17 protein-coding genes and 1 riboswitch are annotated in these 20,563 nt (G+C 71.9%); of the genes, 9 read left to right on the plus strand and 8 right to left on the minus strand.

Going from position 1 to position 20,563, the window contains the following annotated elements:
* Window positions 1–101 precede the first annotated feature (101 nt).
* The 3 genes from MOV08_RS18015 to MOV08_RS18025 all read left to right on the plus strand — a co-directional run bounded on the left by MOV08_RS18015 (window position 102) and on the right by MOV08_RS18025 (window position 4,078).
* Window positions 102–1,046, plus strand: a complete 945-nt coding sequence (locus MOV08_RS18015; RefSeq protein WP_078875792.1) for a MurR/RpiR family transcriptional regulator — start codon at window positions 102–104, stop codon at window positions 1,044–1,046.
* A gap of 283 nt (window positions 1,047–1,329) precedes the next feature.
* The gene (gene murQ / locus MOV08_RS18020; protein ID WP_039633782.1) at window positions 1,330–2,277 is read left to right on the plus strand and encodes an N-acetylmuramic acid 6-phosphate etherase; all 948 of its coding nucleotides are present in this window, start codon (window positions 1,330–1,332) and stop codon (window positions 2,275–2,277) included.
* 130 nt (window positions 2,278–2,407) lie between these two features.
* The gene (locus MOV08_RS18025; RefSeq protein ID WP_275308101.1) at window positions 2,408–4,078 is read left to right on the plus strand and encodes a PTS transporter subunit EIIC; all 1,671 of its coding nucleotides are present in this window, start codon (window positions 2,408–2,410) and stop codon (window positions 4,076–4,078) included.
* Between the two features lie 2,122 nt (window positions 4,079–6,200).
* On the opposite strand, the gene MOV08_RS18030 is transcribed toward MOV08_RS18025, so the two are convergent.
* Window positions 6,201–7,154 (minus strand): DUF998 domain-containing protein, encoded by a 954-nt coding sequence (locus MOV08_RS18030; protein WP_275308103.1) that lies wholly within the window; start codon window positions 7,152–7,154, stop codon window positions 6,201–6,203.
* 499 nt (window positions 7,155–7,653) lie between these two features.
* Here MOV08_RS18030 and MOV08_RS18035 point away from each other — a divergent pair, with 499 nt between their 5' ends.
* Both MOV08_RS18035 and MOV08_RS18040 read left to right on the plus strand, forming a co-directional pair.
* A complete protein-coding gene (locus MOV08_RS18035) occupies window positions 7,654–8,055 on the plus strand; it encodes an Ig-like domain-containing protein (RefSeq protein ID WP_275308105.1) in 402 nt (133 codons plus the stop codon).
* A 93-nt stretch (window positions 8,056–8,148) separates the two neighbouring features.
* Window positions 8,149–8,469: a hypothetical protein gene (locus tag MOV08_RS18040; RefSeq protein WP_275308106.1), complete on the plus strand. Its 321-nt coding sequence runs from the start codon at window positions 8,149–8,151 to the stop codon at window positions 8,467–8,469.
* Between the two features lie 89 nt (window positions 8,470–8,558).
* On the opposite strand, the gene groL is transcribed toward MOV08_RS18040, so the two are convergent.
* From groL to thrC, 4 genes are all read right to left on the minus strand, one after another.
* Window positions 8,559–10,181 carry a chaperonin GroEL gene (gene groL, locus MOV08_RS18045; RefSeq protein WP_275308107.1) on the minus strand — a complete coding sequence of 541 codons (1,623 nt, stop codon included), beginning with the start codon at window positions 10,179–10,181 and terminating at the stop codon, window positions 8,559–8,561.
* 489 nt (window positions 10,182–10,670) lie between these two features.
* Window positions 10,671–10,874, minus strand: coding sequence for a cold-shock protein (locus tag MOV08_RS18050; RefSeq protein WP_004986573.1), 204 nt, complete (start codon window positions 10,872–10,874; stop codon window positions 10,671–10,673).
* A 466-nt stretch (window positions 10,875–11,340) separates the two neighbouring features.
* Complete coding sequence (locus MOV08_RS18055) at window positions 11,341–11,619, minus strand: MoaD/ThiS family protein (protein WP_039633796.1); 279 nt, start codon at window positions 11,617–11,619, stop codon at window positions 11,341–11,343.
* A 56-nt stretch (window positions 11,620–11,675) separates the two neighbouring features.
* On the minus strand, window positions 11,676–12,953 hold the full coding sequence (gene thrC, locus MOV08_RS18060; RefSeq protein WP_039633797.1) for a threonine synthase: 1,278 nt from the start codon (window positions 12,951–12,953) through the stop codon (window positions 11,676–11,678).
* 17 nt (window positions 12,954–12,970) lie between these two features.
* A riboswitch (SAM riboswitch) is annotated at window positions 12,971–13,128 on the minus strand.
* A 176-nt stretch (window positions 13,129–13,304) separates the two neighbouring features.
* Between thrC and MOV08_RS18065 the strand changes: the two genes are divergently transcribed.
* The 4 genes from MOV08_RS18065 to MOV08_RS18080 all read left to right on the plus strand — a co-directional run bounded on the left by MOV08_RS18065 (window position 13,305) and on the right by MOV08_RS18080 (window position 17,780).
* Window positions 13,305–14,273: a glucosyl-3-phosphoglycerate synthase gene (locus MOV08_RS18065; RefSeq protein WP_039633800.1), complete on the plus strand. Its 969-nt coding sequence runs from the start codon at window positions 13,305–13,307 to the stop codon at window positions 14,271–14,273.
* Window positions 14,274–14,322: 49 nt separating this feature from the next.
* Window positions 14,323–15,810: an alpha,alpha-trehalose-phosphate synthase (UDP-forming) gene (locus tag MOV08_RS18070; protein ID WP_275308108.1), complete on the plus strand. Its 1,488-nt coding sequence runs from the start codon at window positions 14,323–14,325 to the stop codon at window positions 15,808–15,810.
* A 97-nt stretch (window positions 15,811–15,907) separates the two neighbouring features.
* A complete protein-coding gene (locus tag MOV08_RS18075; protein ID WP_275308110.1) occupies window positions 15,908–16,996 on the plus strand; it encodes a cytochrome c oxidase assembly protein in 1,089 nt (362 codons plus the stop codon).
* A 97-nt stretch (window positions 16,997–17,093) separates the two neighbouring features.
* Window positions 17,094–17,780 carry a hypothetical protein gene (locus MOV08_RS18080; RefSeq protein ID WP_039633809.1) on the plus strand — a complete coding sequence of 229 codons (687 nt, stop codon included), beginning with the start codon at window positions 17,094–17,096 and terminating at the stop codon, window positions 17,778–17,780.
* Here the strand turns inward: MOV08_RS18080 and otsB are convergent.
* The 3 genes from otsB to MOV08_RS18095 all read right to left on the minus strand — a co-directional run bounded on the left by otsB (window position 17,770) and on the right by MOV08_RS18095 (window position 20,520).
* On the minus strand, window positions 17,770–18,735 hold the full coding sequence (gene otsB, locus MOV08_RS18085; protein WP_039633811.1) for a trehalose-phosphatase: 966 nt from the start codon (window positions 18,733–18,735) through the stop codon (window positions 17,770–17,772). The genes MOV08_RS18080 and otsB overlap by 11 nt on opposite strands.
* Window positions 18,736–18,909: 174 nt before the next feature.
* Window positions 18,910–19,164 (minus strand): DUF3263 domain-containing protein, encoded by a 255-nt coding sequence (locus MOV08_RS18090; protein WP_039633817.1) that lies wholly within the window; start codon window positions 19,162–19,164, stop codon window positions 18,910–18,912.
* A gap of 87 nt (window positions 19,165–19,251) precedes the next feature.
* Window positions 19,252–20,520 carry an extracellular solute-binding protein gene (locus MOV08_RS18095; protein ID WP_039633818.1) on the minus strand — a complete coding sequence of 423 codons (1,269 nt, stop codon included), beginning with the start codon at window positions 20,518–20,520 and terminating at the stop codon, window positions 19,252–19,254.
* Window positions 20,521–20,563: the final 43 nt, after the last annotated feature.

Below are 20,563 nucleotides of genomic sequence, written 5' to 3' on the forward strand. Positions count from 1 at the left end.
GCCGAAGTTGTCCACAGGCGGCCGGGGTGGCCCCGCCCGGCCTGTCCACAGGCTTCACGGAGGGTGTTGACGCACCACCGCGCTGAAAATATCTTTCAGTCATGAATAGCGGAGTGAAGGAAACTTTCATCGGCGCCAGGCCGGCCTCGGCTCCGACATCGCCCCCCGCCCCACCGGCACCCGCGGCCCTGGCCGCCAAGGTCCGCACGCTCGCGCCGACGATGACCCGCTCCATGCAGCGGGTCGCGGAGACGGTTGCCGGCGACCCGGCCGGCTGCGCCGCCCTCACCGTCACCGGCCTGGCCGAGCGCACCGGCACCAGCGAGGCCACCGTCGTCCGCACTTCCCGCCTGCTCGGCTATCCGGGCTATCGCGATCTGCGCCTCGCCCTCGCCGCGCTCGCCGCGCAGCAGGCGACGGGCAGCGCACCCGCCGTCACCGCGGACATAGCGGTCGACGACTCCCTGATCGACGTCGTCACCAAGCTCGCGCAGGAAGAACAGCAGTGCCTCGCCGACACCGCCGCCGCGCTGGACGTCACCCAGTTGGAAGCGGCCGTCGCCGCCCTCGCCTCCGCCCGCCGGATCGACGTCTACGGCATAGGCGCCTCCAACCTCGTCGCCCAGGACCTGGTCCAGAAGCTGCTGCGCATCGGCCTGATCGCCCATGCCCACTCCGACCCGCACCTCGCCGTGACCAACGCCGTGCAGATGCGGGCCCGTGACGTGGCCATCGCCATCACGCACTCCGGCCGCACGACGGACGTCATAGAGCCGCTGCGGGTCGCCTTCGACCACGGCGCGACGACGATCGCCATCACCGGCCGCCCGGACAGCGAGATCGCCGCCTACGCCGACCACATCCTGACGACCTCCACGGCCCGCGAGAGCGAGCTGCGCCCCGCGGCGATGTCCTCCCGCACCAGCCAACTCCTCGTCGTCGACTGCCTCTTCATAGGCGTCGCCCAGCGCACCTACGAGACCGCCGCCCCCGCCCTCTCCGCCTCCTACGAGGCCCTGGCCCACCGCCACAACCCCCGCCACTGACCACACCGGGGCCCCGCGCGCCACCGCCCCGCCCGCCGCAGACAGCCGTGCCGCCCAGCCGTGGCGGCCGCGCCTCCCAGGCCATGCGGGTCCCCTGCTCGCCCAAAGCCCGGAGGAGGGCGAGCACAGCTTCACCCCGCCAGCAACTTCACCCCACCGGCGAGCAGCCGGCAACCACCCGGCGGCGCACCCACCGAGCAGCCGCACCGAAGCCACCACCTCTCCGCCAACACCCTCCGCCAACACCCCGACCCAGTCACCACCCTCCGCCAAGGAGCCACCCATGCCACCCACCGACCCCAACTACACGACCCTCCGTACCCAGTTGGCGACGCTCACCACGGAGGCGTTCCGCCCGGACCTCGCCGACATCGACCGCCGCCCCACCCTCGACATCGCCCGCCTGATGAACGACGAGGACGCCACCGTCCCCGCCGCCGTCGCCGAGCGCCTCCCCGAGATCGCCGCCGCGATCGACGCCGCCGCCGCCCGGATGGCCCGCGGCGGCCGACTGATCTATGCCGGTGCCGGTACGGCCGGCCGCCTCGGCGTCCTGGACGCCAGCGAATGCCCGCCCACCTTCAACACCGACCCCTCCGAGGTGCTCGGCCTGATCGCGGGCGGCCCGTCCGCGATGGTCACCGCAGTCGAAGGCGCCGAGGACAGCAAGGAGTTGGCCGCCGGCGACCTCACCGCGCTCGCCGTCGCCGATCGCGACATCGTTGTCGGCATCTCCGCTTCCGGCCGCACTCCCTACGCCGTCGGCGCGGTCGAGCACGCCCGCGCCATCGGCGCCCTGACCATCGGCCTTTCCTGCAACGCCGATTCGGCCCTCGCCTCGGCCGCCGAGCACGGCATCGAGGTCGTCGTCGGCCCCGAGCTGATCACCGGTTCCACCCGCCTCAAGGCCGGCACCGCCCAGAAGCTCGTCCTCAACATGATCTCGACGATCACCATGATCCGCCTGGGCAAGACCTACGGGAATCTGATGGTCGACGTCCGCGCCTCCAACGACAAGCTGCGGGCCCGCTCGCGCCGCATCGTCGCGCTCGCCACCGGCGCCACCGACCTGGAGATCGAGGCCGCCCTCGTCGAGACCGACGGCGAGGTGAAGAACGCCATCCTCGTCCTGCTGGCCGGCGTCGACGGCCACGAGGCCGCCCGCCTCCTCAACGCCTCCAAGGGCCACCTCCGCGCCGCCCTCCAGTCCGCCACCACCCCCACCCCCTGACCCACCATCAGCCTCATCCCACCCCGCCACCCCACCGCCCCACCGCCCCACCACCCAATCCACCGCATCCCACCCCACTCCACCCCAAAGGTCACGCCCACCCCGTTGTCCACACAGCAAGGCGCCACACATGACCGCAGACAAGCACCGCGCCACCGCCGCCACCCTCCTCCCCCTCGTCGGCGGCGCCGACAACGTCACCTCCGTCGCCCACTGCATGACCCGCCTCCGCCTGGGCATCCGGGACCGCTCCCTCGTCCAGGACGCCGCCCTCATGGCGCTCCCCTCCGTCCTGGGCCTGGTCGAGGACGACACCTACCAAATCGTGCTGGGACCCGGCACCGTCGCCCGGGTCACCCCCGAGTTCGAACGCCTACTGACCAGCCCCGACGCCCCCGCCACCTCCCTCGCGGACACCCAACACCCCGGTGACGCTCCGCAGGAACAAATCACGCTCCGTAATCGTTGCCGTAATAAGGAAGAAGGCAGCGCCCGCCAGGCAGGCCCCCAAAATCCCGCCCCCCAAAGCACCACGCCCCCGACCGAGATCACCACCGCCGCCGCCGACCTCGCCGCCCAAGGCGCCACCCTCAAGGCCCGCCAGAAGGCCCGCAACGCCACCCCCGTCAAACTCTTCCTCCGCCGCGTCGCCAACATCTTCGTCCCGCTCATCCCCGCCCTGATCGGCTGCGGCGTCATCGCCGGCCTCAACGGCCTGCTCACCAACGCCGGTTGGCTCCCCGCCCTGGTGCCGGCCCTGACCGCCATCGCCTCCGGCTTCATGTCCCTGATCGCGGTCTTCGTCGGCTACAACACCGCGAAGGAATTCGGCGGCACCCCGGTCCTCGGCGGCGCGGTCGCCGCGGTGATCGTCTTCCCCGGCATCGCCAACGTCACCGCCTTCGGCCAGAAGCTCGCACCCGGGCAGGGCGGCGTCCTCGGCGCCCTCGCCGCCGCGCTCCTCGCCGCCCAGTTGGAGAAGCAGTTCCGACGACGCGTCCCCGAGGCCCTGGACGTCCTCCTCACCCCCACCCTCACCGTCCTCCTCACCGGCCTGGTCACCGCCTTCGGCCTGATGTACGCCGCGGGTGAGGTCTCCCTCGCCATCGGCACCGCCTCCAACTGGCTGCTCGGCCACGGCGGCGCGCTCGCCGGGTTCCTCCTCGGCGGCCTCTTCCTCCCCCTCGTGATGCTGGGCCTCCACCAGGCCCTCATCCCGATCCACACCACCCTGATCCAGCAGCAGGGCTATACGACCCTCCTCCCGATCCTCGCCATGGCCGGCGCGGGCCAGGTGGGCGCCGCCCTCGCCCTGTACGTGCGCCTCCGCCGCAACCACTCGATCCGCACGACGATCCGCTCCGCCCTCCCCGCGGGCTTCCTGGGCGTCGGCGAGCCCCTGATCTACGGCGTCTCGCTGCCGCTCGGCCGCCCCTTCATCACCGCCTGCGTCGGCGGCGCGTTCGGCGGCGGCTTCGTCGGCCTGTTCAACCAACTCGGTGACGCCGTCGGCTCCACCGCCATCGGCCCGTCCGGCTTCGCCCTCTTCCCCCTGGTCAAGGGCAACCACGCGCTCGGCACGACGATCACCGTCTACGCCCTCGGCCTCCTGGTCGGCTACGCGGTCGGCTTCGCCGGCACCTACTTCTTCGGCCTCAGCAGACAGCAGCGCGCGGACCTCAACGCGCCCCACGACGCGCCCCGCACGCGGGGAGAGGGCGAAGCCGACGCCCCGGCTCCCGACACGTCCCGAGTGGGAAACCCGGAGGCCCTGGGCCCCGCCTTCGAAGGCGTCGGATAGCCACCCACGAGCCCTCCCCTCTCCCCCCTCTCCCCTCGCCCCTCGCAGCACCCCTCACCGAGCGCCCACCGTCGGACGCCCGCCGCGGCGTGCCCGTCACGCCTCACACCGCCTGGCCGCCCTCCCAGTTCAGGTCCGGGGGCGGGTCCGGGTACAGGTACACGTCACGTACAGGGTCGGGTTCAGGTGAACGTACGAATGCAGGCACGGGTCCAGGTCCGGTAATCGGGTCGCGGGCGTGGCGAACGGTCGCGGACATAGCGAACGCCAGTGGCTATCCGACGCCTTCGGGGGAGGCGGATGGCAGGGCCGACGGCAGTAGCCCCAGGGGGCAGTTGCGCTGCACCCGGCACCCGGCACCCGGCGCTCACGCTTCGGGCGGCGGCGGGGGCGCGTTCATCGACGCCGTCAAAGCATCAAGGCGTTGAGGCGTCAAGGCGTTGAGGCGGGCAGACCCGCCCCCGTCGCCCCCCGTCGGCCACAGGTCCGCCGCGGCCCGGCCGCCAGTCGGCCTCGGCCCAGCCGCAGCCCGGCCGCAGGTGTCCCGGTGCGACGGGGCATCGCCCGGGGCTCAAGCCTCGTCGTTCGAGCCCTCTTTCCAAGGAACGGGTGGACGGGCCAGTACCCACCCACCCTCCCTCCCCCGCCTCAACTGCCTCGCACACCAGGCGAGATGACGTTCCGTAGCGGGCTTGCCACGCGGCGTCCCGCCCGTCTAGCGTGCGCAGCAACAAATCAACCCCGGCAGGTGCGCCAACACCACGCCGGGGTCTCGCCACAAGATCACAGGCCGATCTCATGACTTACGAAAACTCTAGCTTTCCTGCGCCCGCGTCCGCAGCCCCCCACCCCCGTGCCAAACCAGGTTTCGGCAAACGTGGCGCACCGGACCAACGTCCGCCCCGACCCACGGACTTCGACCACCTCCCCCGCCGCGAGGCGTCGATCGCCGCGTACCTCGACCGGCTCCCCGAAGGGGCCGACGTCTCCGTGAAGACGCTGGCCAAGGTGTTACCGGACTACGGGCAGTGCGCCCTGCGGACCGCCCTTCGCCGCCTCTCCGAGGCCGGCCACCTGCGGCGGATCACCGAGACGTACATCGGCACCGCCGGCAGCCCCCAGTGGGTGACCCGGACGTACTTCTCCCGTACAGCGCGGGACGACGCCTGGTGGGCGGACCTGCACGCCGGGAGCGCGCCCGGGAACGCGCCGGGGAACGCGCCGGGGAACGCGCCCGGAGACGTACCCGCGGACGTAGCGATCGTGCAGGTCGGTAACTCCCCCGAGGCGCACGCCGGGAGCGCGCCGCATATGCCGCATATGCCGCAGGAGAACGGCCGGCCGGAGCACCCAGCCGCCGCCCCCGCGCCCTCCCCCTCCCCCGCGTCCTCCCTCTCCCCCTCCAGCCCCCGCAGCGCCGCCTACGGCCTCCTCGCGGGCCTCGGGCGGGTCGAGCCGCGCCTGACGCTCTCCGCGGCCGACTGCGCAGCCCTGGAGCCGTTCGCGGCGGACTGGCTGGCCAGGGGCGCCTCGCCGGAACAAGTCCTGGCCGCGTTGACAGCCGGGCTACCGGCCCACGTCCACCACCCGGCCCGGTTCGCACTGTCCCGGCTGACGGCCAAGCTGCCGCCCGTCATCCAAGCCCCGACCCCGGCCCCTGGCGTGCCGGCTGCCAGGCCGGCCGGACCGCGCATCATGGAGTGCACGGTCTGTCGCGTGCCAGGGCGCCCCGAAGCGCTCCCCGGCGGCATCTGCCGCGACTGCCGGGGAGAAGCCCCACCCGACCAGTACGCCGACCAGCAGTCCGACCAGTACGCCCACCGCTCCAGCGACCACCCCAGCGGCCACCCCACCGATCGGCGCACCGATCAACGCACCGACCGCCATGCCGACCGCCATGCCGACCGGCGCGCCGAAGCCCCACGCACAGGGGATCGGCCCACTGGAGATCGACCCACCGGCGACCGGCCAACGGGCGGCCGGCCCGCGGGAGATCAGTTCACCGCAGATCAGGTCACCGGAGTTCAGTTCACCGACGGCCGCCCCATCGGGGATCGCCCCACCGAGGACCGTCTCACCGGGAGTCGCCCCGCACCGGGCCACCACCCCGCTTCGCATCGGCTCACTCCGGGGCGTCCGGATGCGTCGGACCTGCCCCCTGTGCCCCCGGTCCCGGATCCCCCGGCCCCGCGTTCCCCGGCTCCACAGTCCCCGGCCCCGCAGCTCCCGGCCCCGCAGCTCCCGGCTCCGGGGCGTCTGGCTCCCGAGCAGGTCCGTTCGCGCGCCCGGCGGGTTCGGTCCGCCATGCGCGCCTGAGGCCCTCCACGTAGCGCGCCCAGGGGCCGTCCCAGTGGCCGGCCCAGCGGCGTCGACGGCGGGCCGAGCGGCCCAACTCCCAGGCCAGGAGGGCGAACCACGCGCCGACCAGGGTCAGGTGGACGCGTTGCGGGACGCCGTGCCAGCCGGGGTGGCCGACGAGCGGGCCGACGGTGAGGATCGCGGCGGGCATGGCCACGGCCAGGACGCGTGGGCCCCAGCGGCGGACCGCCGGCATGGGGGGACGTTGGACGGCGGCGGCCCTGCTGAGGAAGGCCATCGAGGCGAAGAGGAAGAAGTGGGCGAAGGCGCTGGTGGCGGTGTGCCAGGGGTGGACGGCGATGCAGTCCTGTTCCACCGAGGGGGCGCAGGCCATGGGCAGCAGGACGTCGGCCAGTGAGGAGAGGGCGAGGCCGACCAGGGAGAGCCAGCCCGCGCGGGCCCAGCGGCCGTGGCCCGAGGGTGTGCTGCGGGCGAGCAGGGCGCCGGTGATGACGAGGAGGGCGCAGGCCCCTTCCAGGCCGCCGAAGAGGAGGCGCAGTGGCTGGTCGGCGGCGTAGAGCTCGCTGACGTAGGAGTGGCGGGGGTCGAGGCCGGTGGGGAGGACGAATTCCAGCGGCCACCAGTTGTAGAGCAGGGCGGCGGCGGCGAAGAGGAGGGCCGCCGTCGCCTCCCGTCCGGCGTAGCGGGTGGTGGGGGTGACCACGGGCTCGTAGACGGTGCGGGCACCGGTCGTCGTGGGGTTGGGGACGTTCGGCACGGGCGGGTCCTGTTCCGGGTGGGGGCGGGGTCCTGGGGCCTGTCGTCGGGCTCCCGTCGTTCGCCGGGAGGGCGGGCCGGGCGGTGGGTGGCGTGCGGGAGTGTGATGACGGGCCCTAGGCGAGGTTCTCCCCGGTGGGGCCCGCTACGTTGGCGCGCCGTTCGGAGGCGCGCCGAGCCGCCACTCGACAGGCGGAACATGTCCCCTGATCGACTGATCCAGCCATTCACGGCATCGGGTGTGAGGCGTCGTCGGCGAGGCGGGCGATCGTCGGCCGTCCGGTTGCCGACCGTTCGTGATCGAACGAACGGGTGTTCGTGTGAGCAATGCTTCGTTCCCGATCGGCCGACGATCGCGCTTCCGTATAGCGGCGATCGTGACTGTCCACATACAGACTGGTGCGAAGAGCGACCATGCCGCTGTCATTGCCTCGCCGGGAACGGACGCGACGGCGAAGGGCCCGCGCACCGGCATCGGCTCCACGGGAGGGACAGCGGCAATGATCCAGACAGACACGGGACACCGGCCGGCTGCGCGCGGGGCAGGGCGGGCGGGGGAAGGACGACCGCCGCGTCGGCGCGGCCGTGGCCCGCGCGGCGGTCGTCGGCTCGATGATGACGACGCCGCCCAGGCCCGCCCGGTCACCCCGGTCACCCCGGTCACCCCGGTCATCGCCGACGTCCTCTCCGACGACACCAACGGCGGCTCCGGCACGGCGCGCGGCCTGACCGTCAGCGGGGTGGCCGCGCCCGCCGACGGCACCGCCGCCGTGCAGGGCGGCACGGTCGCTCACACCCCCAACTCCGGTTCGTCCGGCTGCGATTCCTTCGCCCACGCGGTCACCAGCAGCCGCGGCCAGAGCTCCACCGCCGCGGTCCTTGTCCTCACCTTCGCGAAGTAGCCGACCCCCTCAAGGGAGGAGCGCTCATGGACATCACCGAAGAGCAGGCCGCCGAGGCCCTGCAGGTCGCCGCCGCGGTCCTCCTGGCCACCGGTGCCCGGGCCGGCCGCCGAAGCGGCCCCCGCCCTCGACGAGACCTGGCGACTGCCCGGCGGCAGCGCCTGGGTCTACTACGGCGAGGGCCATCAGGGCCTGGTCCGCCCGGTGTTGAGGGCCGACGGCTTCAACACCGGCCCCAGCGACCTGGACCTCTCCTGGGAGCACCTCAACCGCCGCGGATACCCGCTCCTGGACGAACTCCGCCGCCGGGGCCGGGACGTCGTCCTCGTCGGCTACGACGAACGCAGCGCCTCCATCCTGGACACCGCCCGGACCGAGGAGCTCCCCACCTGGCTCCCGGACCGCCTGCCGTAACGCCCGGCGCACAACGCCGCCGGGGCGGTACCCCTGGGAGAGGGGTACCGCCCCGGCGAACGAGCGGACGTTGATCAACCAGAGGTCGATCAGAAGTCCATGTCACCGCCCGGCATGCCGCCCGGAGCGGCCGCGGCGGCCTTCTCCGGCTTGTCGGCGATGACGGCCTCGGTGGTGAGGAACAGCGCCGCGATGGAGGCGGCGTTCTGCAGCGCGGAGCGCGTCACCTTGGCGGGGTCGATGATGCCCTCGGCGATCATGTCGACGTACTCGCCGGTCGCGGCGTTCAGGCCGTGACCCGGGGTCAGGTTGCGCACCTTCTCCACGATGACGCCACCCTCAAGGCCGGCGTTCACGGAGATCTGCTTGAGCGGGGCCTCCAGGGCCAGCTTCACGGCGGCGGCACCGGTGGCCTCGTCGCCGTCCAGCTCCAGCTTCTCGAAGACCGAGGAAGCCTGCAGCAGGGCCACGCCACCGCCGGCGACGATGCCCTCCTCGACGGCCGCCTTCGCGTTGCGAACGGCGTCCTCGATGCGGTGCTTGCGCTCCTTGAGCTCGACCTCGGTCGCGGCACCGGCCTTGATGACGGCCACGCCGCCGGCCAGCTTCGCGAGGCGCTCCTGGAGCTTCTCGCGGTCGTAGTCCGAGTCGCTGTTCTCGATCTCGGCGCGGATCTGGTTGACCCGGCCCTGGACCTGCTCGCTGTCACCGGCACCGTCGACGATGGTGGTCTCGTCCTTGGTGATGACGACCTTGCGGGCGCGGCCGAGCAGGTCGAGACCGGCGCTCTCCAGCTTGAGGCCGACCTCCTCGGAGATGACGGTGCCACCGGTGAGGATGGCGATGTCGCCGAGCATGGCCTTGCGGCGGTCGCCAAAGCCGGGCGCCTTGACCGCGACGGACTTGAAGGTGCCGCGGATCTTGTTGACGACCAGGGTCGACAGGGCCTCGCCCTCGACGTCCTCGGCGATGATCAGCAGCGGCTTGCCGGACTGCATGACCTTCTCAAGGAGGGGCAGCAGGTCCTTCACGTTGCTGACCTTGGAGTTGACGATGAGGATGTAGGGGTCCTCGAGCGCCGCCTCCATGCGCTCCATGTCGGTCGCGAAGTACGCCGAGATGTAGCCCTTGTCGAAGCGCATACCCTCGGTGAGCTCCAGCTCCAGACCGAAGGTCTGGGACTCCTCGACGGTGATGACGCCTTCCTTGCCGACCTTGTCCATGGCCTCGGCGATGAGCTCGCCGATCTGCGGGTCGGCGGCGGAGATGGACGCGGTGGAGGCGATCTGCTCCTTGGTCTCGATCTCCTTGGCCTGGTCGAGCAGCGCACCGGAGACGGCCTCGACGGCCTTCTCGATGCCGCGCTTCAGGGCCATCGGGTTGGCACCGGCGGCGACGTTGCGCAGGCCCTCGCGGACCAGCGCCTGGGCCAGGACGGTCGCGGTCGTCGTGCCGTCACCGGCGACGTCGTCCGTCTTCTTCGCGACCTCCTTGACCAGCTCGGCGCCGATCTTCTCGTACGGGTCCTCCAGCTCGATCTCCTTGGCGATGGAAACACCATCGTTGGTGATCGTGGGGGCGCCCCACTTCTTCTCAAGGACGACGTTGCGGCCCTTGGGGCCGAGGGTGACCTTGACGGCGTCGGCGAGCTGGTTCATACCGCGCTCAAGGCCGCGCCGCGCCTCCTCGTCGAACGCGATGATCTTGGCCATGTGAAGTGGTCCCTCCGGGCTGATGGGGGTACCCCCTCGCTCGAACGGAGTTGAGCTCGGGGGAGGAAAGCTCGGACCGCGCTGGCGCCCGCGACGGACGGCCTGCATGCCGTGTGGTTCCTTGCCCCACCTGGCGTGCGGGCCTCACCGACCCGGTCCGTATTCAGCACTCTCACGGGGAGAGTGCTAACGCAATGATTAGCACTCGCACCCATCGAGTGCAAGCGGCTCCGGAGATGTCTCCCATGGTGGTGACACTCGGGCCGGGGGTGGGTAGAGGTGCTTGACGGGCGGTGTGCCGCTCGCCCGCGAGAGGGTCGGGCCCCGTCCGCGAGACGGGCGCCGCCCCCTGCTCACCGCCCCTTGCCTCCGCCCGCGCGCGCCCGCGCGCCCGCGAGGCGCGCGCGACCCCTCGGGAACGACAGAAGGCCCGCAACCCCGTACTCGGGGATGCGGGCCTTCCGCGAAACGATGCAGTCGGCCGCCGCCTCAGGCGGTGACCCGGACCATGTCCGCCTGTGGCCCCTTCTGGCCCTGCGAGATCTCGAACTCGACCCGCTGACCCTCCTCCAGGGTGCGGTACCCGTCCATCTGGATCGCGCTGTAGTGGACGAAAACATCCGCACCACCGTCGACCGCGATGAAGCCGTACCCCTTCTCCGCGTTGAACCACTTGACGGTGCCCTGAGCCATGCCTAACTCCCCTATTACTGGCCCTTGCACAGGACCGCACTCCGCGGACCCGGGTCAGACCTCACCCCCCGGAATGGCCCGTGGGGTGTGCGCCGGAACGCGTCGACCGCCGCTGAATGTATCTGGACCAATGCCCAGCGCAACAGGTCAATCGGACGAGAATTCTTGCGCCAGGGAAACGGCTGTATGCGCTCAAATCCCGTTATCTCAGGCCAAGTCGGGCCGGGAATAAGTGGCATAGACGACAAATCGCGCACACAACTTGCGCACAAGTCACCGCGATCTCATATGCGTTCGGCATGCACACGGAGATAACCGGAGGGGGATCGCCCCAATGGTATCGCCTTTCACAACACGGAATTGCCCCGTCCGTTTAGCTCGGACGGGGCAATTTCCGGTCACTACCGGCAAAGAGTTGGCGCGAATACGATCCATATCGCGCCGCACCGGACAGTCGTCGGGCGTATCAGCAGCCTCCGGCGACCGCCGGGATGATAGAGACGCCCGCGCCTTCCGGGGTCGGCGTCTGGAGTCCCTGCTCGAAGCGGACGTCGTCGTCGTTGATGTAGACATTCACGAAGCGGCGCAGCTTGCCCGCGTCGTCGAGCACCCGGGCCGCGATGCCCCGGTGGTTCTTCTCCAGGTCGGCGATCACCTCGGAGAGGGTCGCGCCCTCGGCGGTGACCTCGGCCTCGCCGCCGGTGTACGTGCGCAGGATGGTGGGGATGCGGACCTTGACGCTCATGGTGCTGCCTTCCAGGAGGTACGGGGGGTGCGGAACGGGACGGGCGGAGGGACGGCTCAGCCGGCCAGGCCGGCCGCGCGGAACGCGTCCAGGTCCGGCCGGATGGTGGCGGTGGGCCCGGAGGCGACGGCGTCGAGGGTCTTCAGGCCGTCGCCGGTGTTCAGCACGACGGTGGTCAGCGACGGGTCCAGCACGCCGTTCTCGATGAGCTTCCTGGTCACGCCGACGGTCACGCCGCCCGCGGTCTCCGCGAAGATCCCCTCCGTACGGGCCAGCAGCTTGATCGCGTCCACGATCTGCGGGTCGGTGACGTCCTCGACGGCGCCGCCGGTGCGGCGCGCGATGTCGAGCACGTACGGGCCGTCCGCCGGGTTGCCGATCGCCAGCGACTTGGCGATGGTGTTCGGCTTCTGCGGCTTGACGACCTCGTGCCCGGCCTTGAAGGCCGCGGACACCGGCGAGCAGCCCTCGGCCTGCGCCCCGAAGATCTTGTAGGGCCTGTCCTCGACCAGGCCGAGGGCGATCAGCTCCTTCAGCCCCTTGTCGATCTTGGTGAGCTGGGAGCCGGACGCGATCGGGATGACCAGCTGGTCCGGCAGCCGCCAGCCGAGCTGCTCACAGATCTCGTACGCCAGCGTCTTGGAGCCCTCGCCGTAGTACGGGCGGAGGTTGACGTTGACGAAGCCCCAGCCCTCGCCCAGCGGGTCGCCGATGAGCTCGGAGCAGAAGCGGTTGACGTCGTCGTAGTTGCCCTCGATGGCGACCAGGTCTCCGCCGTAGACCGCGGCCATCACGACCTTGCCGGGCTCCAGGTCGTGCGGGATGAAGACGCAGGACTTCAGGCCCGCGCGGCGCGCCGCGGCGCCGACCGCACCGGCGAGATTGCCGGTCGAGGAGCAGGAGAGGGTGGTGAAGCCGAAGGCGCGGGCGGCCTCGACGGCGATCGCCACGACCCGGTCCTTGAAGGAGTGGGTGGGGTTGCCGGAGTCGTCCTTGACGTAGAGGTCGCCGGTGACGCCCAGCTCGGCGGCGAGCCGGTCGGCCTTGACGAGCTTGGTGAAACCGGGGTTGAGGTTGGGCTTGTCGGCCACGTCCGCGGGGACGGGCAGCAGCGGCGCATAGCGCCAGATGTTGGCGGGACCGGCCTCGATCTGCTTCTTCAGCGCCTCGGGGTCGCCGGTGGGGAGCGCGTAGGCGATTTCCAGCGGGCCGAAGCACTCCTGGCACGCGAAGATCGGACCGAGCGGGAAGCGCTCGCCGCATTCGCGACAGGACAGGGCTACGGCGGGACCGAGTGCGACAGAAGGCGTGGATTCGGTTGCTTGCACAGCCATGGAGGCGAGGCCCTTTCTCCTCATCTTCCTCACGACGCATTTCGCCGTGAGACGGATTTGGCACCTTCCCTAGCCGGGAGCCTCGCGCGCGCACTGTGCTGTCGTGCGGCGGAGACCGGCTGGAGGGTTGCCGGGGCTTCAACGGGCCGTGTCCCTCTGCCCCTCTGGATGAGCGGTATGGCACTGGGCGGAACCCAGGCGTTTGTTGCGCGGTGACCCCGACATGCGAGGGTCCTCCGCGTTGTTCAAGACTGTAACCGAAGGCACTCACCGTTGAGATAGTCGTCCGGTCCGCGAGATGGATCACATAACGGGCTCCCGTTCGGGGGGCCGCCGAGGAGAGTCGTAGACGTGCTGGAAGAAGTGGAGCGCTGGCTGGCCGGCCGCTCCTGGTCCGCCGCGGACCGCCCCCTGGAGCAGCTGTTGGAGGCCAAGCGCCAGACGGGTCGGACGGTCAGTGTGGTGCTGCCCGCGCTCGACGAGGAGGCGACGGTCGGTGCGATCGTCGCGGCGATCCGCGCCGATCTGATGACCGCGGAGGTGCCTCTGGTCGACGAGCTGGTGGTGCTGGATTCGGGCTCCACCGACCGCACCGCCGAGGTCGCCGCGGCGGCCGGCGCCCGGGTCGTCCACCGGGACAGCGTGCTGCCCCGGATCCCGGCGCTGCCCGGCAAGGGCGAGGTGCTGTGGCGCTCGCTGCTGGTGACCAGCGGCGACATCGTCTGCTTCGTCGACGCCGACCTGCGGGAATTCTCGTCCACCTTCGTCTCGGGGATCGTCGGGCCGCTGCTGACCGACCCGGAGGTCCAGTTCGTCAAGGCGATGTACGACCGGCCGCTGGACACCGGCCGGGGCGGGCCGACTGCCGGAGGCGAGCAGGGCGGAAGGGTCACCGAGCTGGTCGCCCGGCCGCTGCTCAACCTCCACTGGCCGCAGCTGGCCGGGTTCGTGCAGCCGCTGGGCGGGGAGTACGCGGCGCGCCGCTCGCTGCTGGAGCGGCTGCCGTTCCCGGTCGGCTACGGGGTGGAGCTGGGGCTGCTGGTGGACGCGCTGCACACCGTCGGGCTGGACGCCCTGGCGCAGGTGGACGTCGGGGTGCGCAGGCACCGCCACCAGGGCGGCCAGGCGCTCGGCCGGATGGCCGCGGCGATCTACCGCACCGCCCAACTCCGGTTGGCCCGCGGTCATTTGGTGCGGCCCCGGCTGACCCAGTTCGAGCGCGGCGAGCACGGCTTCGTGCCGCGGACGACGGCGGTGGACACCGAGGAGCGGCCGCCGATGGCCGAAATACCGGAATACGCGGAACGGCGGGCGGCCTGAGGGACGATCCGTACGTTTGCGCGGATCCGTGACGGGTTAATGTCGCGACATGGTCTCCGAGCGCAGTGCGGTCCAGCCAGGTGCCGAGGTCCTCGTCGCGTCCAACCGCGGGCCCGTGTCGTACGCCCTGGGAGAGGGCGGTGAACTGAGCGCCAAGCGGGGTGGCGGGGGGCTGGTGTCGGGGCTCTCGACGATCGGGGCCGACGCGGTGTGGGTGTGCTCGGCGCTGGGCGACGGCGACCGGGAGGCGGCTCGGCGGACCGGTGGGCTGCTGGACGTGGCGGACACCGATGGACAGCGCGTCCGGATGTTGGACATCCCGGCGGATGTGCACGCCGCGGCCTACAACGGCGTCGCCAACTCCGTGCTGTGGTTCGTCCACCACATGCTGTACCAGACGCCGCTGGAGCCGGTGTTCGACACCGACTTCCGGGGCCAGTGGGCGGCGTACGAGGCGTACAACGCGGCGTTCGCCTCGGCGCTGGCGGACAGTGCGAGCCCGGGTGCGGCGGTGCTGGTGCAGGACTACCACCTGGCGCTGGTGCCGGCGATGCTGCGCGAGGTGCGGCCGGACGTCCGGATCGCGCACTTCTCGCACACCCCGTGGGCGCCGCCGGAGTACTTCGCGATGCTGCCCGACGACGTCCAGCGGCAGCTGGTGCTGGGCATCCTCGGCGCCGACCGGGCGAACTTCCTGACCGAGCGGTGGGCGCGGGCGTTCACCGCGTGCTGCGAGCGGGCGCTGGGGCCGGACTGCACGGCGCACTGGCCGCGGCACGAGGCGCCCAGCGTGGTCGCGGTGCCGCCGGACCGGAAGGCGCACCGGACCCGGATCGGGGTCCATGGGCTGGGGGCGGACGCCGAGTTCCTGCGGGAGCGCTCCCGGCGGCCGGACGTCGAGGAGCGGATGGCGGCGCTGCGCGGGCAGATCGGCGGCACCGACCGGAAGACGATCGTGCGGGTGGACCGGACGGAGCTGTCCAAGAACATCGTGCGCGGGCTGCTGGCCTTCCGGCGGCTGCTGGCCGACCGGCCGGAGTGGCGCGAGCGGGTGGTGCACCTGGCGTTCGCCTACCCCTCGCGGCAGGACCTGGCCGTCTACCGCGACTACACCGCGCAGGTCGGCGCGCTCGCCGAGGAGATCAACGCGGAATACGGGACGGCGGGCTGGCAGCCGGTCGTGCTGCACGTCAAGGACGACTTCGCGCGGTCGCTGGCGGCGTACCGACTGGCGGACGTGGCACTGGTCAACCCGATCCGGGACGGGATGAACCTCGTCGCGAAGGAGGTCCCGGTGGTCTCCGACGCCGGGTGCGCCCTGGTGCTCTCCCAGGAGGCCGGCGCCTGGGAGGAGCTCGGTGCGGACGCGCTGACGGTCAACCCCTACGACGTGGCGCAGACCGCCGAGGCGCTGCACGCCGCGCTGTCCATGCCGGCCGAGGAGCGGGCCGCGCGCACCGCCCGGCTGGCCGCGGCGGCGACCGCGCTGCCGCCGGCGCGGTGGTTCCTGGAGCAGTTGCAGGCGCTGGGCGAGTGACCGGCGGACCGTCGCCGGCCGGGCCGCCGGCCCCGGGGGCGGGCGAGAGGGAACCCCGCCGGTAGATCGTCGACGCGCGGGTCTAGCGTGGTGGGCCGTGACAGTGACAACGCTTGCTTCGACGACGGTCGCGTCCGGTCTGCCGGAGCTGACCGCCGGGCGGCTGATCGACAGCTGGCGGCTCGACCCGTACGCGCTGGTGCTGATCCTCGTCCTGGGCGGCCTCTACGCCTGGGGCGTGGTGCGGCTGGCGCGGCGCGGGGAGCGCTGGCCGGTGGCCCGGACGGTGGCGTTCGCCGGGCTGGGGCTGGGCGCGATCGCGCTGGCCACCATGTCGGGGCTGGCGGTCTACGACCATGAGCTGTTCTGGCCGGCCGCGGTGCAGAACATCGTGCTGGACCTGATCGCGCCGTTGGGGCTGGCGCTGGGCGACCCGTTGTCGCTGGCGCTCGCCGCGTTGCCGCAGGAGCGACCGGCGGCCAGCCGGCTGCGCGCGGCGCTCTCCGGTCGACTCCTCCGCTTCCTGACGTTTCCGCTGGTCAGCACGGTGTTGGTGCTCTCCTCCGAGCTGGCGATCTACTTCACGCCGTACTTCCCGACCGCGCTGCGGCACGGTCCGCTGCACGAGTTGATGTATCTGCAACTGCTCGTCACCGGCAGCCTCTTCGTGCTGCCGATGCTCACCCGCCAGGAGCTGCTGCCGTCGTGGTGCAGCCATCCGGTGCGGGCGCTGCTGGTGCTGCTGGACGGCCTGGTGGACGCGGTGCCGGGGATCGTGGTGATGACCAGCGGAACGCTGATCGCGGGCGGTTGGTACGCGTCCCAGCACCGGCCGTGGGATCCGAGCCCGCAGCAGGACCAGATGATCGGCGGCGGGCTGATGCTGACCATCGCCGAGCTGGTCGGACTGCCGTTCCTGATCGCGGTGTTCGCGGAGTGGGTGCGCGACGAGCGGCGCAGGACGCGGGCGCTGGACGAGCGGCTGGACCGGGAGCTCGCGGTGGCCACGGCGGCGCCCACGCCCACGACAACGACGGCAACCGCGGCAACCGCGACGACCGCGTCCACGGTGACGACCACGACCTCGTCGCCGGGCGAGGCGGCCGTGCCGCAGCCGGAGTTGACGCGGCCCTGGTGGGAGACCGATCAGGGGGAGGTCGGCGAACGGTTCCGGCGGGGGCGCTAGGACGTTTCCGCGAAGTCCTGCCTCGTCCGCCCCTTCGGGGCTCCCCCGCGCTCCCGTGTTGTGGCTGCGGCGGGCCCGAACGGGGTAGTCCTTTCCCATGCCCCTCAGCACACGCTCATATTCCGCACGGTGGGCCGCGGTTGCGGCCGTCACCGTCCTGGCGACCGCGGTCGCCGGCTGTTCGTCCGGGAAGACCGGGAAGGGCGGCGCCGACGCGAAGGGCGGCACGCCGTCCGGGTCGGCGTCCGCCTCCGCGCCGTCGGGGTCGATACCCGTCGGCCCCGGGCCGCAGTCGGCGTACACGGTGCAGAAGCAACCCGCGCCCGGCACCTGCCACTTCCGCTACACCGCCGACAAGCAGCCGCTGCCCGACCCCACGTGCACCCCCGGGGCGACCAACCCCAAGGTCACCCCGCAGACGCTGAAGACCACGATCTGCCAGAGCGGGTACACCAAGGGCATCCGGCCGCCGGTGAGCATCACCGGGCGCGAGAAGACCGCCAACGCCAAGTCCTACGGCTACACCGGCTCGCCGCACGACGCCGAGTACGACCACCTCATCAGCCTCCAGCTGGGCGGCGACCCCAACGACCCGCGCAACCTCTGGGTCGAGCCGCCGTCCCCGGGGCACAAGCCGGGCGCCGGGCCCAACAACCCCAAGGACGGCGTGGAGAACAAGCTCAAGGCGGCCATCTGCTCCGGCAAGGCCGATCTGGGCAAGGCGCAGCAGGCCATCGCGCACGACTGGACGACGGCGCTGTCCTCCCTGGGCCTCAAGGAGTAGCCCCGGCCGCCCCATCCGGCTCGTCCGGCCCGTCCGGCTCCTGTGGTGGGTTCTCGATGTGGTCCGCGAGGGCGTTGAGCAGGGCCACCACGCCCTTCGGGCCGTCGACGACCAGGTCGGCGCGCTCGGCGAGTTCGGTGACCTCGCTGCTGCCGCTGCACACCAGGACGCCGGCCGTGCCGTCGGAGCGCAGTTTCTCGACGGCGGCGAAGGCGGCCAGGTCGCCGAGGTCGTCGCCGGCGTAGAGGACGGCGGCGGCCCCGGTCTCCGCGACCCACTCGGCGAGCGCGACGCCCTTGTCCATCCCGGGCGGGCGCAGCTCCAGCACCAGCCGGCCCGGTTCGACGATCAGGCCGTGCCGCTCGGCGAGCGCGGTGAGCGGTTCCCGCAACCGCTCGAAGGCGCGCTGCGGATCGGCGGCGCGGCGGGTGTGCACGGCGATGGCCCGCCCGCCCTTGCGCTCGACGGCGGTCTCGACCCAGGTGCCGTGCCAGACGCCGGATCGGTCCAGTACGCCGGGGAGTTCGGCCTGTATGGCGGCGATGCCCGGGTGCGGGGCGGGGGCGTGCAGGGCGCCGGTCGCGGCGTCCCAGCGCTCGGCGCCGTAGTGGCCGAGGACGACGAGGTGGGTCAGGCCCGGCACTCCGTCGAAGCCGCCGAGGCGGACCGCGACGCCGGCCGGACGGCCGGTGATCACCGCGATCGCGCGCAGGTGCGGGGCGAGTCGGGCCAGGGCCTCGGGGACGCCGGGGTGGGCGCGGGCCTTGGCGGGGTCGGGGACGATGTCGGCGAGGGTGCCGTCGAAGTCGAGGGCGACGACGGCACGTTCGGGGTGGGCCAGCAGGGCGGCGAGGCCCGCCCGGCCGGCGGGGGCGTCCGGGATCGGGACGGCGGGCGGCGCCGGCGCGGGGTCCGGCGCTGGTTCGGGAGGTGGCGCGGCGTTCGGGGTGCCCATGACGCCGACCCTACCGGCGGGACACGGGCGCACGCCGGGTGTACGGGCGCATCAACACGGCGGCCTGGCGCGCAGCGCCGTCTTCTGGGGGTGGAGGTCGGGTGACGGGAGGGCGGTTCGGCGCGCAGCGCCGTCTTCCGGGGGTGGAGGTCGGGTGACGGGAGGGCGGCCGGGTCAGCGCCGTGCCCGCCGCGCGTCCCGTACGCGGCGCAGCCGGTTGATCGTCACCGGGTCGTGCGCCAGTGCCCGGGGGTCGTCGAGCAGGGCGTTGAGGAGTTGGTAGTAGCGGGTCGGGGAGATGCCGAGCTGCTCGCGGATGGCGCGTTCCTTGGCGCCGGGGCCGGGCCAGGAGCGGCGTTCGACGGCGAGCACCGCCTCGTCACGGGCCGAGAGCCCGCGCTCGGTGCCCGCATCGGTGCCGTCCGTCATCCCACTCCACCGTCCGTCGTCTGCTTCCCACGATAAGCCCACCGCAGACGCGGGCCCGGGGGTGGTCCGCCGGGCCCGCGGGCGGCGCTATTCGGTGGAGTTGTCGGCGGTGTCCGCGATGTTCTGGATGTCGGTGAGGGTCGCCGAGGGATTGCCCTGCGGGCCGACCGCGGCGCCCATCCGGGACTTGACGGTCTTGGAGACCAGCGGCCAGGACGTCTTGTTGGACGGGTAGAAGTGGGCGCTGGGCAGCTGGTTGAGGAAGCCGTGCAGCTTGCTGAAGCGGTCGTCGGCGAGCATCGCCTGGGAGGCGGAGCTGGTGACCGGCAGCAGGTTGTAGTCGGCGGAGAACGTGAGGACGTTCTTCTTGCTGTAGACGAAGTCCAGGAACTTGCCGACCTCGGTGCGGTGGCCGTTCTGCTTGAACGCCATCATCCAGTCGGCGACTCCCATGGTGGCCTTCGCCTTGCCGGTGGTGCCGGGGAGTTCGACGGTGCCGTAGTCGATGCCCTTGGCCTCGGCCTGCTTCATGAGGGTGGGGTGGCCGTTGAGCATGCCGACGTTGCCGTCGGCGAAGCCGGCGAAGGCGTCCTCGCGGTTGAGCTTGGCGGGGTCGCCTCCGGTGAGGTCCTTGCCGACGAGTTCCTTCTGGAGCCACTCGAAGGTCTTGACGTTCTCGGGCGAGTTGATGGTGTACTTGCCGATTTGATCGGTGTAGTCACCGCCGCCGGCGAGCATCCACTCCAGCGTCTCGGCCTGGGTCTCCTCGGGGCCGAGCGGCAGCGCGAAGGGGATCTTCACGCCGTGCGCCTTGAGCGCCTGGGCGTCGCTGAGGATGTCGCTCCAGTTCTGCGGCGGCGCGGTGATGCCGGCGGCGGCGAACAGCTTCTTGTTGTAGAAGAGGCGCCGGGTGCTGGCCCCGAAGGGCATGCCGTACTGCTTGCGCTGGTATTCGCCGGCCTCCGCGAGGGAGGGGGTGAAGTCGGCCTGGACGGGGATGGAGAGCAGGTCGTCGGCGCCGTAGAGCTTGCCGCGGGCGGCGTAGTCGGCGTACGCGCCGACCTGCGCCATGTCGGGGGCCTTGCCGGAGTCGACCAGTTCCTCGACCTTCTTGTCGACGTCGGTCCAGCTGTAGACCTTGACGTCGACCTTGATGCCGGGGTTCTGCTCCTCGAAGGCGCGGACGAGTCCGTCCCAGTAGTGCTGCGAGCTGTTGGCCTTGCTGTCGCCGTAGTCCGCGGCGATCAGCGTGAGGGCGACGTCCTTGCCCCCGGAACCGCTGCCGCAGCCGGTGAGAGTCAGTGTCATGGTGGCGGCCAGTCCTGCCGCCGCCAGGCTCACGTACCGCCGTCGCACCGCTGTTACCGCCCCTTTGTCCCGAAAATTCCGTGCTTGCGGG

Source organism: Streptomyces yunnanensis (assembly GCF_029011865.1).
In the GTDB taxonomy this organism is placed as follows: domain Bacteria; phylum Actinomycetota; class Actinomycetes; order Streptomycetales; family Streptomycetaceae; genus Streptomyces; species Streptomyces yunnanensis.